The organism is Methylibium sp. Root1272 (assembly GCF_001425905.1).
Classification (GTDB): domain Bacteria; phylum Pseudomonadota; class Gammaproteobacteria; order Burkholderiales; family Burkholderiaceae_C; genus Methylibium.
Genome location: NZ_LMDY01000001.1, coordinates 603,993 through 623,222, shown reverse-complemented (window position 1 = coordinate 623,222; position 19,230 = coordinate 603,993). Strand labels below are relative to the sequence as shown.

The 19,230-nt window shown below is 70.5% G+C and carries 16 protein-coding genes; 7 read left to right on the top strand and 9 right to left on the bottom strand.

Features of this window, described 5'->3' with window-relative positions; genetic code table 11:
• Positions 1-63 precede the first annotated feature (63 nt).
• Positions 64-2,445: a Tex family protein gene (locus ASC67_RS02965; RefSeq protein WP_056314906.1), complete on the top strand. Its 2,382-nt coding sequence runs from the start codon at positions 64-66 to the stop codon at positions 2,443-2,445.
• A 58-nt stretch (positions 2,446-2,503) separates the two neighbouring features.
• Here the strand turns inward: ASC67_RS02965 and mdoH are convergent, their stop codons facing one another.
• Together mdoH and ASC67_RS02955 are read right to left on the bottom strand one after the other, a co-directional pair.
• The gene (mdoH, locus tag ASC67_RS02960; RefSeq protein ID WP_235566198.1) at positions 2,504-4,738 is read right to left on the bottom strand and encodes a glucans biosynthesis glucosyltransferase MdoH; all 2,235 of its coding nucleotides are present in this window, start codon (positions 4,736-4,738) and stop codon (positions 2,504-2,506) included.
• Complete coding sequence (locus ASC67_RS02955; protein WP_404932826.1) at positions 4,735-6,213, bottom strand: glucan biosynthesis protein G; 1,479 nt, start codon at positions 6,211-6,213, stop codon at positions 4,735-4,737. Before ASC67_RS02955 ends, mdoH begins: the two co-directional genes overlap by 4 nt.
• Positions 6,214-6,513: 300 nt before the next feature.
• Here ASC67_RS02955 and ASC67_RS02950 point away from each other — a divergent pair, with 300 nt between their 5' ends.
• From ASC67_RS02950 to ASC67_RS02940, 3 genes are all read left to right on the top strand, one after another.
• Positions 6,514-7,623 (top strand): patatin-like phospholipase family protein, encoded by a 1,110-nt coding sequence (locus ASC67_RS02950; protein WP_056314904.1) that lies wholly within the window; start codon positions 6,514-6,516, stop codon positions 7,621-7,623.
• Between the two features lie 31 nt (positions 7,624-7,654).
• On the top strand, positions 7,655-7,912 hold the full coding sequence (locus ASC67_RS02945; RefSeq protein ID WP_056314902.1) for a DUF1653 domain-containing protein: 258 nt from the start codon (positions 7,655-7,657) through the stop codon (positions 7,910-7,912).
• A gap of 115 nt (positions 7,913-8,027) precedes the next feature.
• Complete coding sequence (locus tag ASC67_RS02940; RefSeq protein WP_056314900.1) at positions 8,028-8,285, top strand: hypothetical protein; 258 nt, start codon at positions 8,028-8,030, stop codon at positions 8,283-8,285.
• On the opposite strand, the gene ASC67_RS02935 is transcribed toward ASC67_RS02940, so the two are convergent.
• Positions 8,255-9,391 carry an iron-containing alcohol dehydrogenase gene (locus tag ASC67_RS02935; RefSeq protein ID WP_056314898.1) on the bottom strand — a complete coding sequence of 379 codons (1,137 nt, stop codon included), beginning with the start codon at positions 9,389-9,391 and terminating at the stop codon, positions 8,255-8,257. The genes ASC67_RS02940 and ASC67_RS02935 overlap by 31 nt on opposite strands.
• Before the next feature lie 84 nt (positions 9,392-9,475).
• Here ASC67_RS02935 and ASC67_RS02930 point away from each other — a divergent pair, with 84 nt between their 5' ends.
• The 3 genes from ASC67_RS02930 to ASC67_RS02920 all read left to right on the top strand — a co-directional run bounded on the left by ASC67_RS02930 (position 9,476) and on the right by ASC67_RS02920 (position 11,880).
• On the top strand, positions 9,476-10,438 hold the full coding sequence (locus ASC67_RS02930; RefSeq protein ID WP_056314896.1) for an alpha/beta hydrolase: 963 nt from the start codon (positions 9,476-9,478) through the stop codon (positions 10,436-10,438).
• Positions 10,435-11,298, top strand: coding sequence for a YbgC/FadM family acyl-CoA thioesterase (locus ASC67_RS02925; RefSeq protein ID WP_056314895.1), 864 nt, complete (start codon positions 10,435-10,437; stop codon positions 11,296-11,298). Before ASC67_RS02930 ends, ASC67_RS02925 begins: the two co-directional genes overlap by 4 nt.
• 75 nt (positions 11,299-11,373) lie before the next feature.
• Positions 11,374-11,880, top strand: coding sequence for a RidA family protein (locus ASC67_RS02920; RefSeq protein ID WP_056314893.1), 507 nt, complete (start codon positions 11,374-11,376; stop codon positions 11,878-11,880).
• Between the two features lie 42 nt (positions 11,881-11,922).
• On the opposite strand, the gene ASC67_RS02915 is transcribed toward ASC67_RS02920, so the two are convergent.
• From ASC67_RS02915 to dapC, 6 genes are read right to left on the bottom strand one after another with little or no spacing between them, the layout of a single operon-like run.
• On the bottom strand, positions 11,923-13,905 hold the full coding sequence (locus tag ASC67_RS02915; protein ID WP_056314891.1) for an ABC-F family ATP-binding cassette domain-containing protein: 1,983 nt from the start codon (positions 13,903-13,905) through the stop codon (positions 11,923-11,925).
• On the bottom strand, positions 13,902-14,768 hold the full coding sequence (gene prmB, locus ASC67_RS02910; protein WP_056314889.1) for a 50S ribosomal protein L3 N(5)-glutamine methyltransferase: 867 nt from the start codon (positions 14,766-14,768) through the stop codon (positions 13,902-13,904). The genes ASC67_RS02915 and prmB overlap by 4 nt, the downstream gene beginning before the upstream one ends.
• Positions 14,765-15,916 (bottom strand): succinyl-diaminopimelate desuccinylase, encoded by a 1,152-nt coding sequence (gene dapE, locus ASC67_RS02905; RefSeq protein ID WP_056315150.1) that lies wholly within the window; start codon positions 15,914-15,916, stop codon positions 14,765-14,767. Before dapE ends, prmB begins: the two co-directional genes overlap by 4 nt.
• Positions 15,917-15,938: 22 nt before the next feature.
• On the bottom strand, positions 15,939-17,117 hold the full coding sequence (locus ASC67_RS02900; protein WP_056314887.1) for a PilT/PilU family type 4a pilus ATPase: 1,179 nt from the start codon (positions 17,115-17,117) through the stop codon (positions 15,939-15,941).
• 54 nt (positions 17,118-17,171) lie between these two features.
• Positions 17,172-17,996, bottom strand: coding sequence for a 2,3,4,5-tetrahydropyridine-2,6-dicarboxylate N-succinyltransferase (gene dapD / locus ASC67_RS02895; protein WP_056314885.1), 825 nt, complete (start codon positions 17,994-17,996; stop codon positions 17,172-17,174).
• 6 nt (positions 17,997-18,002) lie between these two features.
• A complete protein-coding gene (dapC, locus tag ASC67_RS02890; RefSeq protein WP_056314883.1) occupies positions 18,003-19,205 on the bottom strand; it encodes a succinyldiaminopimelate transaminase in 1,203 nt (400 codons plus the stop codon).
• Between the last annotated feature and the right edge of the window lie 25 nt (positions 19,206-19,230).

Sequence of the window (19,230 nt, the reverse complement as noted above, 5' to 3'; positions counted from 1 at the left end):
CGGTCGCTACACTGCGCGCCTTCCCGATGATCCGTGGCCCGTCGCAGGGCCCCTCCCGAGTCCGTGGACAAGATCCTGCTGCAAATCGCCGCCGAGCTGAAGGTTCGGCCGGCCCAAGTCAATGCTGCCGTCGAACTGCTCGACGGGGGCGCCACGGTGCCCTTCATCGCGCGCTACCGCAAGGAGGTCACCGACAACCTCGATGACATCCAGCTGCGCGAGCTGGAAGCGCGCCTGGCCTACCTGCGAGAGCTGGAGGAGCGCCGCGCCGCGGTGCTGAAGAGCATCGACGAGCAGGGCAAGCTCACGCCCGAGCTGCGAGCCACGATCGAGGCGGCGCCGACCAAGCAGGAGCTCGAGGACCTCTACCTGCCCTACAAGCCCCGGCGCCGCACCAAGGGCATGATCGCCCGCGAGGCCGGCATCGAGCCGCTGGCCGACCGCCTGTTCGCCGACCCGACGCTGGAGCCGCTGGCGCAGGCCGCGGCCTTCATCGCGGCCTACGAAGGCGGGGCCTCTGCGCTGGCCGAGGCCGGCTTTGCCGATGCCCACGCGGTGCTCGACGGCGTGCGCGACCTGCTGTCCGAACGCTGGGCCGAGGACGCCGCGCTGGTGCAGTCGCTGCGCGGCTGGCTCTGGGACGAGGCCCTGCTGCGCTCCAAGCTGATGGACGGCAAGAACGAGCAGGACGCGGAGATCGCGAAGTTCCGCGACTACTTCGACTACGACGAACCGATCCGCACCGTGCCCTCGCACCGCGCTCTCGCGGTGTTCCGTGGCCGCACGCTGGAGATCCTGGACGCGAAACTGGTGCTCGACGAAGAGATGGTGCCCGGCCGGCCCTCGCTCGCCGAAGGCCGCATCGCCGTGCATCTGGGCTGGAGCCACGCGAAGCGCCCGGCCGACGAGCTGATCCGCAAGTGTGTGGCCTGGGCCTGGAAGGTCAAGCTCAGCCTGAGCCTGGAGCGCGACCTGTTCGCGCGGTTGCGCGAGGATGCCGAGAAGGTGGCGATCAAGGTCTTCGCCGAGAACCTGCGCGACCTGCTGCTGGCCGCGCCGGCCGGCAAGCGCGTGGTGATGGGCCTGGACCCCGGCATCCGCACCGGTGTGAAGGTGGCCGTCGTCAGCGACACCGGCAAGGTGCTGGACACGGCCACGGTCTATCCGCACGAGCCGCGCAAGGACTGGGACGGTTCGATCCACACGCTGGGTCGGCTGGCGGCGACCCACGGCGTCAACCTGATCGCGATCGGCAACGGCACCGCGAGCCGCGAGACCGACAAGCTGGCGGCCGATCTGATCAAGCGCATGCAGCAGCTGGCCCCCGGCACGCACATCGAGAAGGTGGTCGTCAGCGAGGCGGGGGCTTCCGTCTATTCGGCCTCGGAGTTCGCCAGCAAGGAACTGCCCGAACTCGACGTCAGCCTGCGCGGGGCGGTCTCGATCGCACGGCGACTGCAGGACCCGCTGGCCGAGCTGGTGAAGATCGACCCCAAGAGCATCGGTGTCGGCCAGTACCAGCACGACGTGAACCAGAGTGAGCTCGCGCGCACGCTCGACACGGTGGTGGAGGACTGCGTCAACTCGGTCGGCGTGGACCTGAACACCGCGTCGGCGCCGCTGCTGTCGCGCGTGTCCGGGCTGTCGGGCGCGGTCGCGGCCGGCATCGTGCGCTGGCGCGATGCGCATGGCGCCTTCCGCAACCGCCGCCAGCTGCGAGAGGTCACCGGCCTGGGCGAGAAGACCTTCGAGCAGGCGGCCGGCTTCCTGCGCATCCGCGACGGCGACAACCCGCTGGACCTGTCGGGCGTGCACCCCGAGACCTATCCGGTGGTCGAGAAGATCATCGCCGCCGTCGGCCGACCCGTCGGTGATCTGATCGGCAACAGCGACGTGATCCGCAAGCTGCGGCCCGAGGTCTACGCCGACGAGCGCTTCGGCGCGATCACCGTGAAGGACATCCTCGCCGAGCTGGAGAAACCCGGCCGTGACCCACGCCCGGACTTCAAGGTGGCGCGCTTCAACGAGGGCGTCGACGACATCAAGGACCTGCAGGCCGGCATGACGCTGGAAGGCACGGTCAGCAACGTCGCGCAGTTCGGCGCCTTCGTGGACCTGGGCGTCCACCAGGACGGGCTGGTGCACGTGAGCCAGCTGGCGAACAAGTTCGTCAACGACGCGCGCGAGATCGTGAAGACCGGCGACATCGTCAAGGTCAAGGTGCTCGAGGTCGACCTGGCGCGCGGCCGCATCTCGCTCACCATGAAGCTCGACGCCAGCGTGGCGCGCGGCCGCGACGGGCGCGGCGAAGGCAGCGAGAACGGCTACCGGCCGGCCGGGCGCGAAGAGCGCGCCCGCAGCGGGCCGCCGCGGGGTGCTGCGCCTCAGCCCGCGGGTGGCAATGCCATGGCCGCGGCGTTCGCCAAGCTGCAGACGCGGCGTTGATCCACCGGCCGTCTCGCGTCCCTCTCCGGGAAGAGGGCAGGGCGAGCGTAGCGGTGCCTCAGGTGCGCGTGGCGGTGCGGCGGACCACCGGGTAACGCACGCTGTCGACCGGCATCGTCGAGACACGACGGACCGGCAGCGCGCCGAGGACGCGCGGTGCGGCCGACGGGCTGGACGCCTGCATCACGATCCGCATCGCCGCCAGGTCACTGTGCGACAGGCCACCGGTCGCCACCGTCTGCGGAATCACCGCCACGCCGGTCGCCATCGCCAGACCCACCGTGGCCAGCGCACGACGCTGCCAGGTCGCTACACCCCTGCCGCCGAGCGCCACGTCATTGCGAACACCGGTCAGCGCTGGTGCGGTGATCGTCGGGCGCACCACGCCGGCATAGCGCCAGGCGGCCTGCAGCACCGCCGGGGCGCGCGATTCCTCGGGGATCAGCAGCCAGCCGCGGCGACGCCAGGCCAGGCCGAACTCGCTGCGGCTGGTGATCACCGCCAGTGGCACGGCCAGCACCAGCGGCAGCGCCAGTGGCAGCACGCGCCAGGCCTCGCCGGGCTGACCGGCCAGCCACCAGGCCGTTGCGGCGGCAACGATCGTGCCGACGACGCCGAAACGACCGATCGCCTCGCGCCAGCCGACCGCGGTGGCTTCCCGCGACGGCGATTTCCAGTTCAGCTTCAGTCCGGTCAAAGCACCCAGAACGAAGATCGAGTGGGCCACCATGCGCACCGGCGCCTGCACCGCCGACATCAGCGCCTCGAGCAGCGCGCTGGTCACGAGGGTCTGGCGGCCCCCGTAGCCGGCTTCCTGACGACGCCGGATCACCAGCAGCACGGCCAGCACGCGCGGCACCAGCAGCAGCGCGAGTGTGGCGCTCCACAGCATCATCTGCGCGAGCGGCAGGCCGACGCCCTCGGTCGCATCCTGCAGGTTGTCGCCGGCAAACCAGGGCAGCACGCCGAGCAGCACGAACGCCAGCCAGATCGGCGAGGCCACGTAGGACATGGCGCCGGTGACGAACATCGCCCGGTGCACGCCGGCAAAGCCCGGCTCGGCCACCAGACGGGCGTTCTGCAGGTTGCCCTGGCACCAGCGGCGGTCGCGCGTCAGTTCGTCGATCAGGTGCGGCGGAGCCTGTTCGTAGCTGCCGTCGAGTTCGGGCAGCAACCACACCTCGTAGCCGGCACGGCGCATCAGCGCGGCCTCGACGAAGTCATGCGACAGGATCTCGCCGCTGAGCCCGCCCTTGCCGGGCAGCCTGGCCAGCGCGCAATGCTTCATGAAGGGCTCGACGCGCAGGATGGCGTTGTGGCCCCAGTAGTGGGATTCGCCCAGTTGCCAGAAGCGCAGGCCGGCGCTGAACAGCGGGCCGGTCACGCGTCCGGCGAACTGCTGCAGGCGGGCGTGCAGGGAATCGTGGCCGCAGGAGCGCGGCGCGGTCTGGATGATGCCGGCCTTGGGCTGAGCCTCCATCAGGCGCACCATCGTCAGCAGCGCGTCGCCGCTCATCACGCTGTCGGCGTCCAGCACCACCATGTAGCGGTAGTCGCGGCCCCAGCGACGGCAGAAGTCGGCCACGTTGCCGGCCTTGCGCTTGGTGCGCCGCTGGCGCCAGCGGTAGTAGACGCGGCTGCTGTCGTAGCCGTCGGCGGCCAGCGCCTCGCGCAGGCCGCGCCAGGCGGCCAGTTCGGCGTCGCGCAGTGTCAGGTCGCCGGTGTCGGACAGCATGTAGACGTCGAAGCGGTCGAAGGAGCCGGCGCGCGACAGCGACTCGATGGTGGCGCGCAAGCCGGCCACGACGGTGGCGATGTCCTCGTTGCAGATCGGCATCACCACGGCGGTGCGGGCGTCCTCGGCGATCGGCCGGCCGGCCACGTCTTCGGGGCTCAGCGCATGGTGGTCGCCGCGGCGCAGGCTCACGTAGCCCATCACCGCGGTCACGCAGCCCGCCGCCACCCAGGCGAACAGCAGCGCGAACAAGCCCGTCTGCAGCATGGCCCAGGGGCCGCTGTGGCCCGGCCCGGCGGCGCTGTCCAGCACCGCGGTGGCGAGGCCGGCGCTGCCGATCACCAGCGCCAGCAGCAGGCGGCGGCGCGCCGTCGCCGCGGCGAGCCACGCCGGCGCAGCGAACGTCTTGCGATCGCCTCGGGTGCCGAACAGCCGGCTCAGCCCCACCGGCACGCCGGTCCAGGGCACCGGCGTCATGCTGCCGCGCCGCACCGGCGGCGCTGTTTCGGTGCGCTCCAGCGTGGGGCGCAGGGGAGAGGGCTTGGCGGTGGTGTTCATTCCGGGGGCAGGGCGTAGGTCCATGTTTCGGTGAGCACGTTGGCACCGTCCTTCAAGAGAGCCCGCAGCTCGACAGGCTGCTTGGCATCGAGACGCTGAACCTTCAGATTCAGGCGCCATCCCTTGGTGGCCGGGTTGCGGTAGACGTTCGCTAGCAAGACGCGTGCGTTGTCACTCGATGTGACAAACGCCTGAGGTGTGGCAACCGCCGACAGCCCGTCGAGCGGGCCACCGGCATAGTCGATGTGAAATTGCCATTCTCCGGGCTGGGGACGCTCCAGGCCACGGCCCAGGCGTGATTGCAGCACCCGGCCCTGTCGCGGCGGCGACTGCTGATCAGAACCTTGCCAGAGCATCGAGTAGCTCAGCGTCAGCGGCTGGCCGGCGGCCGGCAGACGCTCCGGGACCCAGTACGCCACCACGTTGTCGTTGGTTTCGTCCGGCGAGTGGAACTGCATCAGTTCGACGCGGCCGGCGCCCCAATCGCCCTCGGGTCGGACCCACACGCTCGGGCGCTGGTCGTACCGCGCTTCGGGATCTTCGTAACTGGCGAACGAGCGGTCACGCTGCATCAGCCCGAAACCGCGCAGCCTTTGCATGGCAAAGCTGGTGGTGAACGGTCGATCCGGATTCAGCAGCGGGCGCCAGAGCCACTCACCGTCGCCGGTCTCGATCAGCAGTCCGTCGGCGTCGTGCACCTCGGGCCGGAAGTCGCCCAGCGACTGCAGCGGCTTCGGATGGTTCTCGCCACCGAAGAACATGCTGGTCAGCGGGGCGATCCCGAGCGTGGCGACGGCGCCCCGGAGGAACAGCCGGGCCTGGACCGCCACCTCGGTCACGCTGCCCGGCCGCAGCTCGAAACGGTAGGCGCCGGTGACACGCGCGCCGTTGAGCAAGGCGTAGACGGTCAGTGACTTCGCGCCGCGAGCCGGCCGCTCGATCCAGAACGCCTCGAAGGCGGGGAAATCCTCGCCGGCGTCACCGGCGGTATCGATCGCGACGCCCCGAGCCGAGCTGCCGTAGTGCTGGCCGGCCCCCACTGCGCGCAGATAGCTGGCGCCCAGGAAGACGGTGAACTCATCCTTGTAGCCGGCGCGGTTCAGCGCGTAGTGGACGCGAAAGCCCGCCAGTTCGGCCTGTGCCTGCCCCGCGACGGCAGGGGCGGCGTTCCCGAAGTCGAAGGCGCTGCTGGGCACGCTCAGCGGCAGCTCCCGGCCCTGGACCAGTTCGTGCACACGCACGGGCCGGGTGTAGTTGCCGCCGACATGAAAGAACTGCAATTCGAACGGCAGCCCGGCCTCGCGCCACCAGGCCGACTGAGGCCGGAAGCGGATCGCGCGGTAGTCGTCGTAGCTCAGGGCGTCGAGGCGGGAATTCGTGAACGTGGCCTGTTCGCGGTAGGGCGTGGCGGCGAGCGCCTTGGCGCGCTCGGTCAGCACATTCAGATCGAAAGCGGCCCGCGCCTTGCCGCCCATCAACAGGCCGACCGCCGCGCATCCCCAGAGGAGCGAACGGGCCGACCGTGAGCGGGCACGGTCAGGCGACGGGGAAACGGCGGCAGCGGCGGTCACGGGACAGTGGGGTTCGATGATTTGGTGCGATGCAGCACGATTGTTGCGCGGACTGGCGCCGTTTGCAGTCCCTGAAACGAACGAGGGTGTGAATGCATGTTCGTGGGGCGCGTCGTCGCCGACCATCGGCCGCCACCGACTCCGCCTGTAGGCCGTGGCCTACGTGCCGGAGCCGACCCTCGAACGGCCCGGTAGCATCGGTCGATGACAACACCCGCACTGCGCATCTATGCCGGCCGCAGCGCCCGGGCGCACCTCGCCGAGCACGGCCTTCGGCCGCAGGACGTGCGCGTGGTGGCTGGCGCCGCCGGCGGACCGAAGGGACTGGTGCTGGGGCCGATGGACCGTTACCTGTTCGGCCAGTGGCTGAGCGGCAGCCGGCAGACGGTCCATCTCGCGGGGGCCTCGATCGGCGCCTGGCGCATGGCGACGGCCGCCCTGGCCGATCCGCGGGCGGGCTTCGCGCGACTGACCGAGGACTACATCGCCCAGACCTACGAACTCGACCCGGGGCGCACGCTCCCGAACGCAGCCCAGGTCAGCCGCGGCTTCGAGCAGGAGCTGCGCGCCTTCTTCGACGGCCAGGTCGAGGCGCTGCTGACCCATCCGCGCTACCGCCTGCACATCGTCACCTCGCGCGGGCGCCATGTGCTCGGTCGCGAAGGCAGCGTACGCACGCCGCTCGGCTACGCCGGCGCGCTGCTGAGCAATGCGCTCAGCCGACGCACGCTCGGGGCCTGGCTGGAGCGCGTGGTGTTCTCCTCGCCGGGTGAGGCGCTACCGGTCGACCTGAGCGATCTGCGCCACCGGCAAGTGCGGCTGACCGCCGAGAACTTCCGGCCGGCGCTGCTGGCCTCGTGCTCGATCCCGTTTGCGCTGAAAGCCGTCCACGACATCCCCGGTGCACCGCCCGGCGCCTACTGGGATGGCGGCATCACCGACTACCACCTGCACTGGAACTACCCGTCGATCAACCGCGGCGCGGCACAAGGCACGGGCCTCGCCCACGGCCTGGTGCTGTATCCGCATTTCCAGAAGGCGGTGGTGCCCGGCTGGCTCGACAAGGCCCTGAAGCACCGCCATCGCGCCACACCCTTCCTCGACAACGTGGTGGTGCTGGCGCCCGATCCGGCCTGGGTGCGCACGCTGCCGCACGGCAAGCTGCCGGATCGCAGCGACTTCAAGCAGTACGCCACCGACCTGCGCGGACGCATGGCGGTGTGGCGCCGCGCGGTGGCCGAGAGCGAGCGGCTGGCCGACGACCTGGCCGCGGCGGTGGCGGCCGGGCCGGGGCTGGCGGTCGAGCCGCTCTGACCGCGGCCGCGCGGCGCGCCACAATCACCGCATGGCCCTCGACGATCCGCTTGCCCCGCTGCCCGAGATCGCGCTCGGCACCTACGCTCACTACAAGGGCGCGCGCTACGAGGTGCTCGGCGTCGTGCGGCACAGCGAGACGCGCGAACCGCTGGTGCTCTACCGCCCGCTGTACGGTGATCACGGCCTGTGGGTGCGGCCGTTTGCCATGTTCACCGAATCGCTGATGGTCGATGGGCTGCTGCGCCCGCGCTTCGCTTTCGAGCACGGCGGCACCGCGATCGACTGAGCAGCGCCCGGGATCGCGCACGGCGGCCGTCTTTACCTGACAGCAATCAACGCCGCATGCCGCGCGGCGTTGAAAAGGGGTGGGCCCGACACCCGGACCGCTGAGGAGACCCTTCATGCCCAACTCCCTTTCCCTGTGGCGCCGGGCCCGGTTCGGCATGCTGCTGATCCCGGCCCTGCTCGGCGGCTGCTACGTGGTGCCGGTCGTGCCGGTGCAACGGCCCATCTACGGCCCGGGCTACGACCGGCCCTATCCGAGGCCCTACTACCGCGGCTACTACCGCGTCGGCGAGGCCGCGGCGCCGGTGGTGGCTTCGGCTGCCGCAACCGGCGCGCCCGAGCCTCACATCGAGGCGGCCAGCATGTCCCGGTAGTCGTCGGCGGTCGCGAGCCGCGGGTTGGTCTTGTGGCAGTGGTCGAGCAGGGCGCCGGTGACGGCGCGCTCGTGCCATGCCGCATCCACGCCCATCGCGGCCAGGCCGGTCGGCAGGCCGAGCCGGGCGTTCATGTCGACGAGGGCTGCCGGCAGGTCGCCGGCCGAGGCCAGGCCCATCGCCTGGGCCATGCGCTCCAGGCGCCGCTCGCCGCGCACGCTGTCGGCGTCGGCGTTGAAGCGCACGACGGCGGGCAGGAACATCGCGTTGAGCGTGCCGTGGTGCAGCCGGGGGTCGATGCCGCCGAGGCTGTGCGACAGCGAATGCACGCAGCCCAGGCCCTTCTGGAAGGCCATCGCGCCCTGCATCGACGCGCTCATCATCTGGCGCCGCGCCTCTCGGTCCCCACCATCACGGGTGGCGCGCTCGATGTGGGCCCAGGCCCGCGCCAGCCCGTCGAGCGCGATGCCGTCGGCCGGCGGGTTGAAGGCGGCCGACATGAAGGTCTCCATGCAATGCGCCACCGCGTCCATGCCGGTCGCGGCGGTGAGGCCGGGCGGCAGGCCCAGCGTCAACTCCGGGTCGCAGATCGCGGCCTTGGGTACCAGGTGCCAGGAATGGAAGCCGAGCTTGCGGTGGTCGTCGACGATCACGATCGCGCCGCGGGCGACCTCGCTGCCGGTGCCGGCGGTCGTGGGCACGGCGATCAGCGGGGCCGCCGCCGCGGTGATCTTCGGCGAACCGCCTTCGATGGTGGCGTAGGTCTTCAGTTCGCCGGGATGGGTGGCCAGGATCGCCAGCCCCTTGGCCAGGTCGATGCTCGAGCCGCCGCCCACGGCCACCAGTCCGTCGGCGCGGTGCGCATCCCAGACCTCGCGGGCCGCGCGCACGGCCGCTTCGGTGGGGTTGGACGGCGTGCCGTCGAACACCGCGACGGGCAGGTCCCTCAGCGCGTCGAGTGCCTTCTGCAGCACGCCGGCCGCACGCACGCCAGCGTCGGTGATCACGAGCGGGCGGCTGATGCCGACCCGCGCGCACTCGGCGGCAAGCTCGCGCACCGCGCCGAAATCGAACTGGACCTGGGTGATGTAGAAGATGCTGGCCATGCTGCATGTCCTCGAGCGCGCAAGGGCGCCGGGCGGTGTCTCCATCTGCGCCGGAAATGGCGGCTGCCAGTATGCTCGCGCTCGATGCCGTCCGCCGCCTCCCAGACGCCCGAGTACGGGCTGACCCCCACGATGCGCGACGTGCTCGACCGCATGCGCCGCGCCGGCCGGCCGTCGCTGCACACGATGAGCGTCGGCGAAGCGCGCGAGGCCTACCGGCTCGGCGCCGAGATCCTCGACCTGCCGAGAGTTCCGCTGGCCCGGATCGAGGAGGTACGCATTCCTGCCCCAGACGGTCGCGGGATGCCAGCGCGCCTGTACGCAGCGAGCCGCGACCGGCTGCCGGTGCTGCTGTACCTGCATGGCGGCGGCTTCACGATCGGTGGCCTGGAGACCCACGACAGCCTGTGCCGCCAGCTCGCGCTGCAGGGCGGCGCGGCCGTGCTGTCGCTGGACTACCGGCTCGCGCCGGAGCACCGCTTCCCGGCCGCGGTCGACGATGCCTGGGACGCGCTGCAGTGGCTGGCGCGCGACGGCGGCACGGCGCTGGGCCTCGATGCCACGCGGCTCGCGGTCGGCGGCGACAGCGCCGGCGGCACCCTGTCCGCGGTGTGCGCACTGATGGCACGCGACGCCGGTCTGCCGCTGGCGCTGCAGTTGCTGTTCTACCCGGGCACCGCCGCGCGCCAGGACAGCGACTCGCACCGCCGCTATGCCGAGGGCGTGCTGCTGGCGCGCCCGCTGATCGACTGGTTCTTCGGCCACTACATCGCGCCCGAGCACCGCGAGGACTGGCGTTTCGCGCCGCTGCTCGCGCCCGATCACGCCGGCGTCGCGCCCACGTGGATCGGGCTGGCCGAATGCGACCCGCTGGTCGACGAGGGCATCGCCTACGGCGACGTGCTGCGGGCCGCGGGCGTGCCGGTACAGCTGGAGCTGTGGCGCGGCGTGGTCCACGATTTCATCAAGATGGGCCGCGCGGTGCCGGAGGCGCGCCAGGCGCACGCCGCGGCCGCCCGTGCCCTCCAGGAGGCCTTCGCGTCATGACACTCCAGCGCAGCGATTTCCGCCACTTGCACACCCTGCGGGTGCGCTGGGCCGAGGTGGACATGCAGCAGATCGTGTTCAACGGCCACTATCTGATGTACTTCGACACCGCGCTGGCCGACTACTGGCGCGCGCTGGCGCTGCCTTACGCCGAATCGATGCAGCACTTCGGCGGCGACCTTTACGTGCGCAAGGCGACGCTGGACTACCAGGGCTCGGCGCGCTACGACGACGTGCTCGACATCGGCATCCGCTGCACCCGCATCCGCACCTCGTCGCTGCTGTTCCATGGTGCGGTGCTGCGCGGCAACGACCTGCTGGTCAGCGGCGAGCTGGTCTACGTGTTCGCCGACCCGGCCACGCAGACCAGCCGGCCGGTGCCGGCCGCGCTGCGCGAGGTGCTGGAGGGCTTCGAGGTCGGCCAGACCATGCTCGAGGTGCGCACCGGCGACTGGGCCGCGCTGGGCGAGGCGGCGCGCTCGATCCGTACCGAGGTCTTCATCGAGGAGCAGCACATCCCGGCCGCGATGGAATGGGATGAGACCGATGCCGGCGCGGTGCATGCGGTGGCCTACAACCGCCTCGGCTTCCCGCTGGCGACCGGCCGACTGGTGCCGGAGGCCAACGGCCTGGCCCGCATCGGGCGCATGGCGGTGCGCCGGCCGCTGCGCGGCGGCCGGGCCGGGCGCGCGGTGCTCGACGCGCTGATGGCGCTGGCTGCCCGGCGCGGCGACCGCGAGATCGTGCTCAGTGCCCAGCTCTCGGCCGTGCCGTTCTACGTCCGCACCGGCTTCATGCAGCGTGGGCCGGTGTTCGACGATGCGGGCATCCCGCATGTGGAGATGCGCCGCGGCCTGTAGCGCGCGGGCATCGCCGGCGCTTGGACCGTGCGGCGGCGCGAGGCATCATGCCGGGATGATGACGAGGCACCCCCGATGAGCACCGCAAGCGACGCACTGTTCAAGAAACTGGCCAACGACCTGGGCGTGGAGTTCTCCGAGGAGATCCGCGCCGTGCCGCACTACGAGGTCTCGGTCGAGCATGACGGCATCCTCTACGTCAGCGGCCAGATCCCGCGCATCCGCGGCGCGGTGGCCGTGGCAGGAAGGGTCGGCGCCGAGATCTCGCGCGAGGAGGCCCGACACGCGGCCCGCATCTGCATCGTGAAGGCTCTGGCCGTCGTGCGCCAGGCCGCCGGCGGTGACCTGAGCCGCGTGAAGCGCATCCTGCGCATGACGGTCTACGTGCAGAGCGCACCGAACTTCACCGAGCAGAGCGAAGTGGCCGACGCCGCCTCGGACATCCTCTACACGCTGTTCCAGCCGGGCGGTGGCCACACCCGCACCACGGTCGGCGTGGCCCAGTTGCCCAAGAACGCGGCGGTCGAGATCGACATGATCGTCGCGCTGGGCGACCGCGAGGCGGGCAGCAGCACGTTCTGAGCGCGGGCGGGGCGGCCACGCCCCGTCGGGCGGCGCCGCGGCTCAGGCCGTGGTGGTGCTGAGCGCCTCGATGGCTTCACCCAGTTCCAGCCAGCGGGTCTCGAAGGTCTCGATCTGCTCGCTGAGCAGCTTCAGGCGCTTGCCGCGCTCGGCGCGTTCGGCCGCGGTCAGCGACGGGTCGGCCAGGCTGGCCGCCAGTGCATCGCGCTCCGGCACCGCGGTGGCGAGCCGCGCCTCGAGCTTGCCGAACTCCGCCTTCAGCGGTCGAGCCTGCTCGGCCGCCCGCTGGCGCGCCTGGGCCTGTGCCTTGCGGTCCTCGCGGCGATCCGCGGGCTCGTCCGGCGTCTTCGAGGGCTTCGAGGCCGCCTCGACCACCGCTGGTGCCGCCGCGCCACGCGCCGCCTGGGCATAGGCGCGCGCCTGCTCGCGCGACTGCTCCAGCAGCCAGCGCTGGTAGTCGTCGAGGTCACCGTCGAACTCGCTCACACCGCCGGCGGTGACGAGCCAGAACTCGTCACAGACTTCGCGCAGCAGCGCGCGGTCGTGGCTGACCAGCATCACCGTGCCCTCGAACTCGTTGAGCGCCATCGACAGCGCCTCGCGGGTGGTGAGGTCGAGGTGGTTGGTCGGTTCGTCGAGCAGCAGCAGGTTGGGGCGCTGCCAGACGATCATCGCCAGCACCAGGCGCGCCTTCTCGCCGCCGCTGAGCGAGCCCACAGGCTGGTGGACCATGTCGCCGGTGAAGCGGAACTGGCCCAGGAAGTTGCGCAGTTCCTGCTCGCGTGCGCCCGGCGACACCTGCTTGGCGAGCCGGATTATGTGCTCCATCGGCCCGCTCTCGGGCGTCAGCACGTCCATCTCCTGCTGCGCGAAATAGCCAATCGCCAGGCCCTTGCCCTCGGTGACGCTGCCGCCCAGTGCCGGCAGGACGCGCGCCAGTGTCTTGACCAGCGTCGACTTGCCCTGGCCGTTGGCGCCGAGGATGCCGATGCGCTGGCCGGGCATGACCGAGCGGTCGATGTCGCGCACGATGGTGATCGGCTCGCCGCCTTCGACGGCATAGCCGCACCGCATCTCGCGCATCGCGAGCATGGGGTTCGGCAGGTTCTCGGGCTCGCGGAACTCGAAGCTGAAGTCGGCCGCGGTCAGCACCGGCGCGATCTTCTCCATGCGTTCCAGCGCCTTCACGCGGCTCTGCGCCTGCTTGGCCTTGCTGGCCTTGGCCTTGAAGCGGTCGATGAAGCGCTGCAGCTGCGCGACCTTCTCCTGCTGGCGGCCGAACGCGGCCTGCTGCTGGCTCATGCGCTCGGCGCGCATGCCCTCGAAGGCGCTGTAGTTGCCACCGTAGCGCGTGAGCTGGGTTTCCTCGAGGTGGACCGTCACCCGGGTGATGGCGTCGAGGAACTCCCGGTCGTGGCTGATGACCAGCATCGTGCCTTCGTAGCGCTGCAGCCAGGCCTCCAGCCACACCAGCGCGTCGAGGTCCAGGTGGTTGGTGGGCTCGTCGAGCAGCAGCAGGTCGCTCGGGCACATCAGCGCACGGGCCAGCTGCAGCCGCATGCGCCAGCCGCCGGAGAAGCTGTTGACCGGCGCGTCGAGCTGCGCGCTCTTGAAGCCCAGGCCGAGCATCAGCGCCTGGGCACGCGGCGACGCATCGAAGGCACCGACCTCGGCGAGCAGGCCGTGCGCCTCGCCGATGGCGTTGCCGTCGTCGGCCGCCTCGGCGGCGGCCAGCGCGGCCTGCGCCTCCATCAGGCGAGTGTCGCCTTCCAGGACGAAGGCGGTGGCCGGCTGGTCGGTTTCTGGCATGTTCTGCGCCACCTCGGCCATGCGCCAGCGCGGCGGGATCGAGAAGTCGCCAGCGTCGGCCTGCAGCCGGTGGGTCAGCAACGCGAACAGCGAGGACTTGCCGGCGCCGTTGCGGCCGACCAGGCCGACCTTCTCGCCAGGATTCAGCGTGAGGTTGGCGCCTTGCAGCACGATCTTCGGACCGCGGCGCAGCGTGAGATTCTTGAGAACGATCATGAGGACAGCAGGGAAGCCCGGGTCAGCAGCAGCACCTGGTCGTCGCCGGCGCTGGTTTCGAGCCACACGGCCTCGAGGGTGGGAAAGGCGCGCTCGAAGTTCGCGCGCTCGTTGCCGATTTCCAGCACGAGCACGGCATCTTCGGTCATCTGCGCCGGCGCGTCTTGCATCAGCTTGCGTACGAAGTCCATGCCGTCCTCGCCACCGGCCAGCGCCAGCTCGGGCTCGGCCTGGTACTCGGGCGGCAGGTCCGCCATCGACGCGGCGTTCACGTACGGTGGGTTGCAGAGGATCAGGTCGTAGGGGCCGTGCACTCGCACCAGGCCGTCGGAGCGCAGCAGCGTGACGCGATCGCCCAGGCCGTGAGCGTCGATGTTGATCTTCGCCACCGCGAGAGCGTCCTCGGAGAGGTCGCTGCCGTCGACCTGCACTTCGGGCCAGGCCATCGCGGCCAGCACCGCCAGGCTGCCGTTGCCGGTGCACAGGTCGAGCACGCGCCGCGTGTGGGTGCCGAGCCAGGCGTCGATCGTGCCGTCGGCCAGCAGCTCGGCGATGAAGCTGCGCGGCACGATGGTCCGCTCGTCGACGTAGAAGGCCACGCCCTGCAGCCACGCCTGCTTGGTCAGGTAGGCGGCCGGCTGGCGATGGCGGATGCGCCGATCGATCAGCGCATCGACCACCAGCCGCTCGCTGGCGGACACCGGTCTCCCGGCGTGCTCGTCCAGCCCGTCGAGCGGCAGGTCCAGCGCCCACTGCACCAGCCAGGCGGCCTCGTCGAAGGCATTGGTCGTGCCGTGCCCGAACGACACTCCGGCGCCCTGCAGGCGCGCGGCCTGGGACTCGATCAGCTCGATCAGCGTCATGCGATCAGACGCTCGAGCGTGCTGCGGTAGATCTCCTTCAGCGGCTCGATCTCGGCCACCGCGACGTGCTCGTCGATCTGGTGGATGCTGGCGTTGACCGGCCCGCACTCGACCACCTGCGGGCAGATCGTCGCGATGAAGCGGCCGTCGGAGGTGCCGCCGGTGGTGGACAACTCGGTCATGCGGCCGGTCACCTGCAAGATCGCGCCGCCCAGCGCCTCGGTCAGACTGCCCGGGCGGGTAAGGAAGGGGCGCCCGCCCAGCGTCCAGGCTATCGTGTACTGCAGGCCGTGGCGATCCAGCACCGCGGCAAGGCGCTGCTGCAAGGTCTCCGGCGTCGACTCGGTCGAAAAGCGGAAGTTGAAGTCGACCACCGCCTCGCCCGGAATGACGTTGCTCGCGCCGGTGCCGGCGTGCAGGTTCGACACCTGCCAGCTGGTCGGCGGGAAATGCTCGTTGCCGCCGTCCCAGACCACCTGCACCAGCTCGGCCAGCGCCGGCGCCACCGCGTGGATCGGGTTCTTCGCCAGGTGCGGGTAGGCGATGTGACCCTGCGCGCCCTGCACGACCAGCCGCCCCGACAGCGAGCCGCGGCGGCCGTTCTTGATCATGTCGCCCACCGCGTTCACCGAGGTCGGTTCGCCGACGATGCAGCCGTCGAGCCGCTCGCCGCGCTCCTGCAGCCAGCGCACCACCTGGGTCGTGCCGTCGAGCGCCGGGCCTTCCTCATCACTCGTCAGCAGCAGCGCTATTGAACCGGTGTGCCGCGGATGCGCCACGATGAACTCCTCGATCGCCACCACCATGCAGGCAAGCGAGGTCTTCATGTCGGCCGCGCCGCGGCCATAGAGTCGACCGTCGCGGTGGCTGGGCACGAAGGGGTCGCTGGTCCAGCGCTCGAGCGGGCCGGTGGGCACCACGTCGGTGTGTCCGGCGAAGACGAGCGCGAAACCATCGGCGGCGCTGCCCCGGCGAATGGCCCACAGGTTGGTGACGCGGAAGTCGGCCGGGCCGCTCTCGAGGGTGTGGCAGTCGAAGCCCTGCGCCTGGAGCCGCTGCGCGATCAGCGCCTGGCAGCCTGCGTCCTCGGGCGTGACGGAAGCGCGCGCGATCAGTTGTTCGGCCAGGGTCAGCGCCGTCGGGGGCAGGGCACTCATCCGCGCGAATGACTCACAGCGCGCCGAAGTTCGTGCGGCGATCGTCCTGCCGCACGTCCAGCGTGATGTCGGTGAAGGAGGGGCCCTCGTCCTTCTCTTCCTTCTTCGGCGCCAGCTTCGACTGCGTGGGGCTGTCGTTCTGCAGCCGCCACATCAGGTTGGTCGGCGAATCGGCGTAGCTCAGGCCCTCGTCGCGCGTGATCACGCCCTCGTTGATCAGGCGGGCGAGCTCCTGCTCGAAGGTCTGCGAGCCCTCGGCGAGCGACTGCTCCATCGCCTCCTTGACCCCCGGGAAGTCGCCCTGCGCCATCAGGTCGGCGACCAGCTTGGTGTTCAGCAGCACCTCGACGGCCGGCACACGGCCGCCCTGGGTCGAGCGCACCAGCCGCTGCGACACCACGGCCTTCAGCGCCGAGGACAGGTCGCCCAGCAGGGCCGGGCGCGCCTCGGGCGTGTAGAAGCTCAGGATGCGGCCCAGCGCGTGATAGCTGTTGTTGGCGTGCAGCGTCGACACCACCAGGTGGCCCGACAGTGCGTAGGAGATCGCCGCCGTCATCGTCTCGCGGTCGCGGATTTCGCCGATCAGGATGCAGTCCGGCGCCTGGCGCAGCGCGTTCTTCAGGCCGATCTGCAGCGACTGGGTGTCGCGGCCGACCTCGCGCTGGTTGACGATCGCCTTCTTGTTGGTGAACAGGAATTCGATCGGGTCCTCGATGGTGAGGATGTGGCCGGCGAGGTTGCGGTTGCGGTGCTCCAGCATCGAGGCGAGTGTGGTGCTCTTGCCGGTGCCGGTGGCGCCGGCCAGCAGGATGAGACCGCGCTTCTCGAGGATCAGCGTGTTCAGGATCTCCGGCAGCTTCAGCGAATCGAGGGTCGGGATCTCGACCGGGATGCAGCGGAACACCGCGGCGATGGAGCCGCGCTGCCGGAACGCGCTGAGCCGGAAGCTGCCGACGCCCTGCAGTCCGATGCCCATGTTCAGCTCGCCGAGCTCCTCGAGCTCCTCGAGCTGCTTGGGCGTCAGCAGCTCGGCCAGCAACTGGCGCGGCTGCTCCGGCGTGAGCGACTGGTCGGACAGCTGCAGCAGCTGGCCGTTGATCTTGATCTGGATCGGCGCGTTGGCCGTGAGGTAGACATCCGAGGCCCGCTTCTCGGCCATCAGCCGCAGCACCCGCTCCATGTTTCCGCTCATCGCACCGACCCTCCCGTTGAGTAATGCCGTCGCTGCACGCCGGCGCCGGACCGATCAGGCGCGCAGCAGCTCGTTGATGCTGGTCTTGGCGCGCGTCTGCGCGTCGACCTTCTTGACGATCACCGCACAGTACAACGAGTACTTGCCGTCCGCGCTGGGCAAATTACCGGAAACCACCACCGAGCCGGCCGGCACGCGGCCGTAGCTCACCTCGCCGGTGGCGCGGTCGTAGATCTTGGTGCTCTGGCCGATGTAGACGCCCATGCTGATCACCGAGTTCTCCTCGACGATCACGCCTTCCACCACCTCGGAGCGGGCGCCGATGAAGCAGTTGTCCTCGATGATGGTCGGGTTGGCCTGCAGCGGCTCCAGCACCCCGCCGATGCCGACGCCACCCGACAGGTGCACGTTCTTGCCGATCTGCGCGCAGGACCCCACCGTGGCCCAGGTGTCGACCATGGTGTTCTCGTCGACGTAGGCGCCGATGTTCACGTAGCTGGGCATCAACACCGCCCCCTTGGCGATGAAGCTGCCGCGGCGGGCTACCGCCGGGGGCACTACGCGCACGCCGGTGGCGCGCATCGCAGCCTCGTCGAGGTGGGCGAACTTGGTGTCGACCTTGTCGAAAAATCCCAGGTCGCCGGCCCGCATGATCTTGTTGTCGGTCAGGCGGAAGCTCAGCAGCACCGCCTTCTTGACCCACTGGTTCACCTGCCACTGGCCGACGCCCTGGCGCTCGGCCACCCGCAGGCGGCCCTTGTTCAGGTCAGAGATGACCTGTTCGACCGCCTCGCGCACTTCGGGGGCGTTGGCCGCGGTGATGCTGGCGCGGGCTTCCCACGCGGCGTCGATGGTCGATTGCAGTTGGGTATGGGACATGGAGGCTCAGCTGGACTGGATGAAGGAAACGATGCGTTCGGCCGCTTCGACGCATTCGTCGACGCCGGCCACGAGCGCCATGCGAATGCGGCCCTGGCCGGGGTTCGTGCCACGCGCCTCGCGGGCGAGGTAGCTGCCAGGCAGCACCGCCACATTGTATTGAGCGAGCAGCTCGCGGGCGAAGCGGGTGTCGCTGCCGCCACAGACGGCTGCCGGCAGCCGGGCCCACAGGTAGAAGCCAGCGTCGGGCAGCGCGACGTCCAGCACGCCGGCGAGGAGCGGCGTCACGCGCTCGAACTTCTGCCGGTAAAGCGCGCGGTTGGCCGCCACGTGGGCCTCGTCGCCCCAGGCCGCGAGGCTGGCGCGCTGCACGGCCGGACCCATCGCCGCACCGTGGTAGGTGCGGTAGAGCAGGAAGGCCTTCAGGATTGCCGCGTCGCCGGCCACGAAGCCCGAGCGCAGCCCCGGCACATTGGAGCGCTTGGACAGGCTGGTGAATGCGATCAGGCGCCGGAAATCGCCGCGCCCCAGCGCCAGCGCGGCCTGCAGGCCGCCGAGCGGCGGCTCGTCGCGGAACCAGATCTCGGAATAGCACTCGTCGGAGGCGATCACGAAGCCGTGCCGGTCGGACAGCTCGAACAGCCGCTGCCATTCGTCGAGCGGCATCACCGCGCCGGTCGGGTTGCCCGGCGAGCAGACATAGAGCAGTTGCGTGCGCGCCCAGGTGGCGTCGTCGATGGCCGACCAGTCGATCGCGAAATTGCGCGCCGGGTCGCTGTTGGCGAACACCGTCTGCGCGCCGGCCAGCAGCGCCGCGCCCTCGTAGATCTGATAGAACGGATTGGGGCAGACCACTGTGGCGCCGGGGCGCGTGGGATCGACGACGGTCTGCGCCAGCGCGAACAGGGCCTCGCGCGAGCCGTTGACCGGCAGCAGCTGGGTCGACGCATCGAGCGTCACGCCGTAGCGCCGATGCACCCATGCGGCGCAGGCCTCGCGCAGCGCCGGCTCGCCGGCGGTGGCCGGGTAGCTGGCCAGTCCGTCCAGCGCCGCGGCGAGCGCCTCGCGGATGAACGGTGGCGTCGGGTGCTTGGGCTCGCCGATGCCGAGGCTGATGGGCCGCAGCGCCGGATTCGGCAGCACGTCGCGAGTCAGTTCGCGCAGCCGCTCGAACGGGTAGGGCTGCAACCGGGAAAGCAGGGGGTTCATGAAGGAGGATTATCCCGCGGCCTGC

Coding starts and splice junctions, on each gene's coding strand:
- mdoH (WP_235566198.1), bottom strand. CDS start 4,738: ATGAACACCACCGCCAAGCCCTCTCCCCTGCGCCCCACGCTGGAGCGC.
- ASC67_RS02955 (WP_404932826.1), bottom strand. CDS start 6,213: ATGGGCGGCAAGGCGCGGGCCGCTTTCGATCTGAATGTGCTGACCGAG.
- ASC67_RS02950 (WP_056314904.1), top strand. CDS start 6,514: ATGACAACACCCGCACTGCGCATCTATGCCGGCCGCAGCGCCCGGGCG.
- ASC67_RS02945 (WP_056314902.1), top strand. CDS start 7,655: ATGGCCCTCGACGATCCGCTTGCCCCGCTGCCCGAGATCGCGCTCGGC.
- ASC67_RS02940 (WP_056314900.1), top strand. CDS start 8,028: ATGCCCAACTCCCTTTCCCTGTGGCGCCGGGCCCGGTTCGGCATGCTG.
- ASC67_RS02935 (WP_056314898.1), bottom strand. CDS start 9,391: ATGGCCAGCATCTTCTACATCACCCAGGTCCAGTTCGATTTCGGCGCG.
- ASC67_RS02930 (WP_056314896.1), top strand. CDS start 9,476: ATGCCGTCCGCCGCCTCCCAGACGCCCGAGTACGGGCTGACCCCCACG.
- ASC67_RS02925 (WP_056314895.1), top strand. CDS start 10,435: ATGACACTCCAGCGCAGCGATTTCCGCCACTTGCACACCCTGCGGGTG.
- ASC67_RS02920 (WP_056314893.1), top strand. CDS start 11,374: ATGAGCACCGCAAGCGACGCACTGTTCAAGAAACTGGCCAACGACCTG.
- ASC67_RS02915 (WP_056314891.1), bottom strand. CDS start 13,905: ATGATCGTTCTCAAGAATCTCACGCTGCGCCGCGGTCCGAAGATCGTG.
- prmB (WP_056314889.1), bottom strand. CDS start 14,768: ATGACGCTGATCGAGCTGATCGAGTCCCAGGCCGCGCGCCTGCAGGGC.
- ASC67_RS02900 (WP_056314887.1), bottom strand. CDS start 17,117: ATGAGCGGAAACATGGAGCGGGTGCTGCGGCTGATGGCCGAGAAGCGG.
- dapD (WP_056314885.1), bottom strand. CDS start 17,996: ATGTCCCATACCCAACTGCAATCGACCATCGACGCCGCGTGGGAAGCC.
- dapC (WP_056314883.1), bottom strand. CDS start 19,205: ATGAACCCCCTGCTTTCCCGGTTGCAGCCCTACCCGTTCGAGCGGCTG.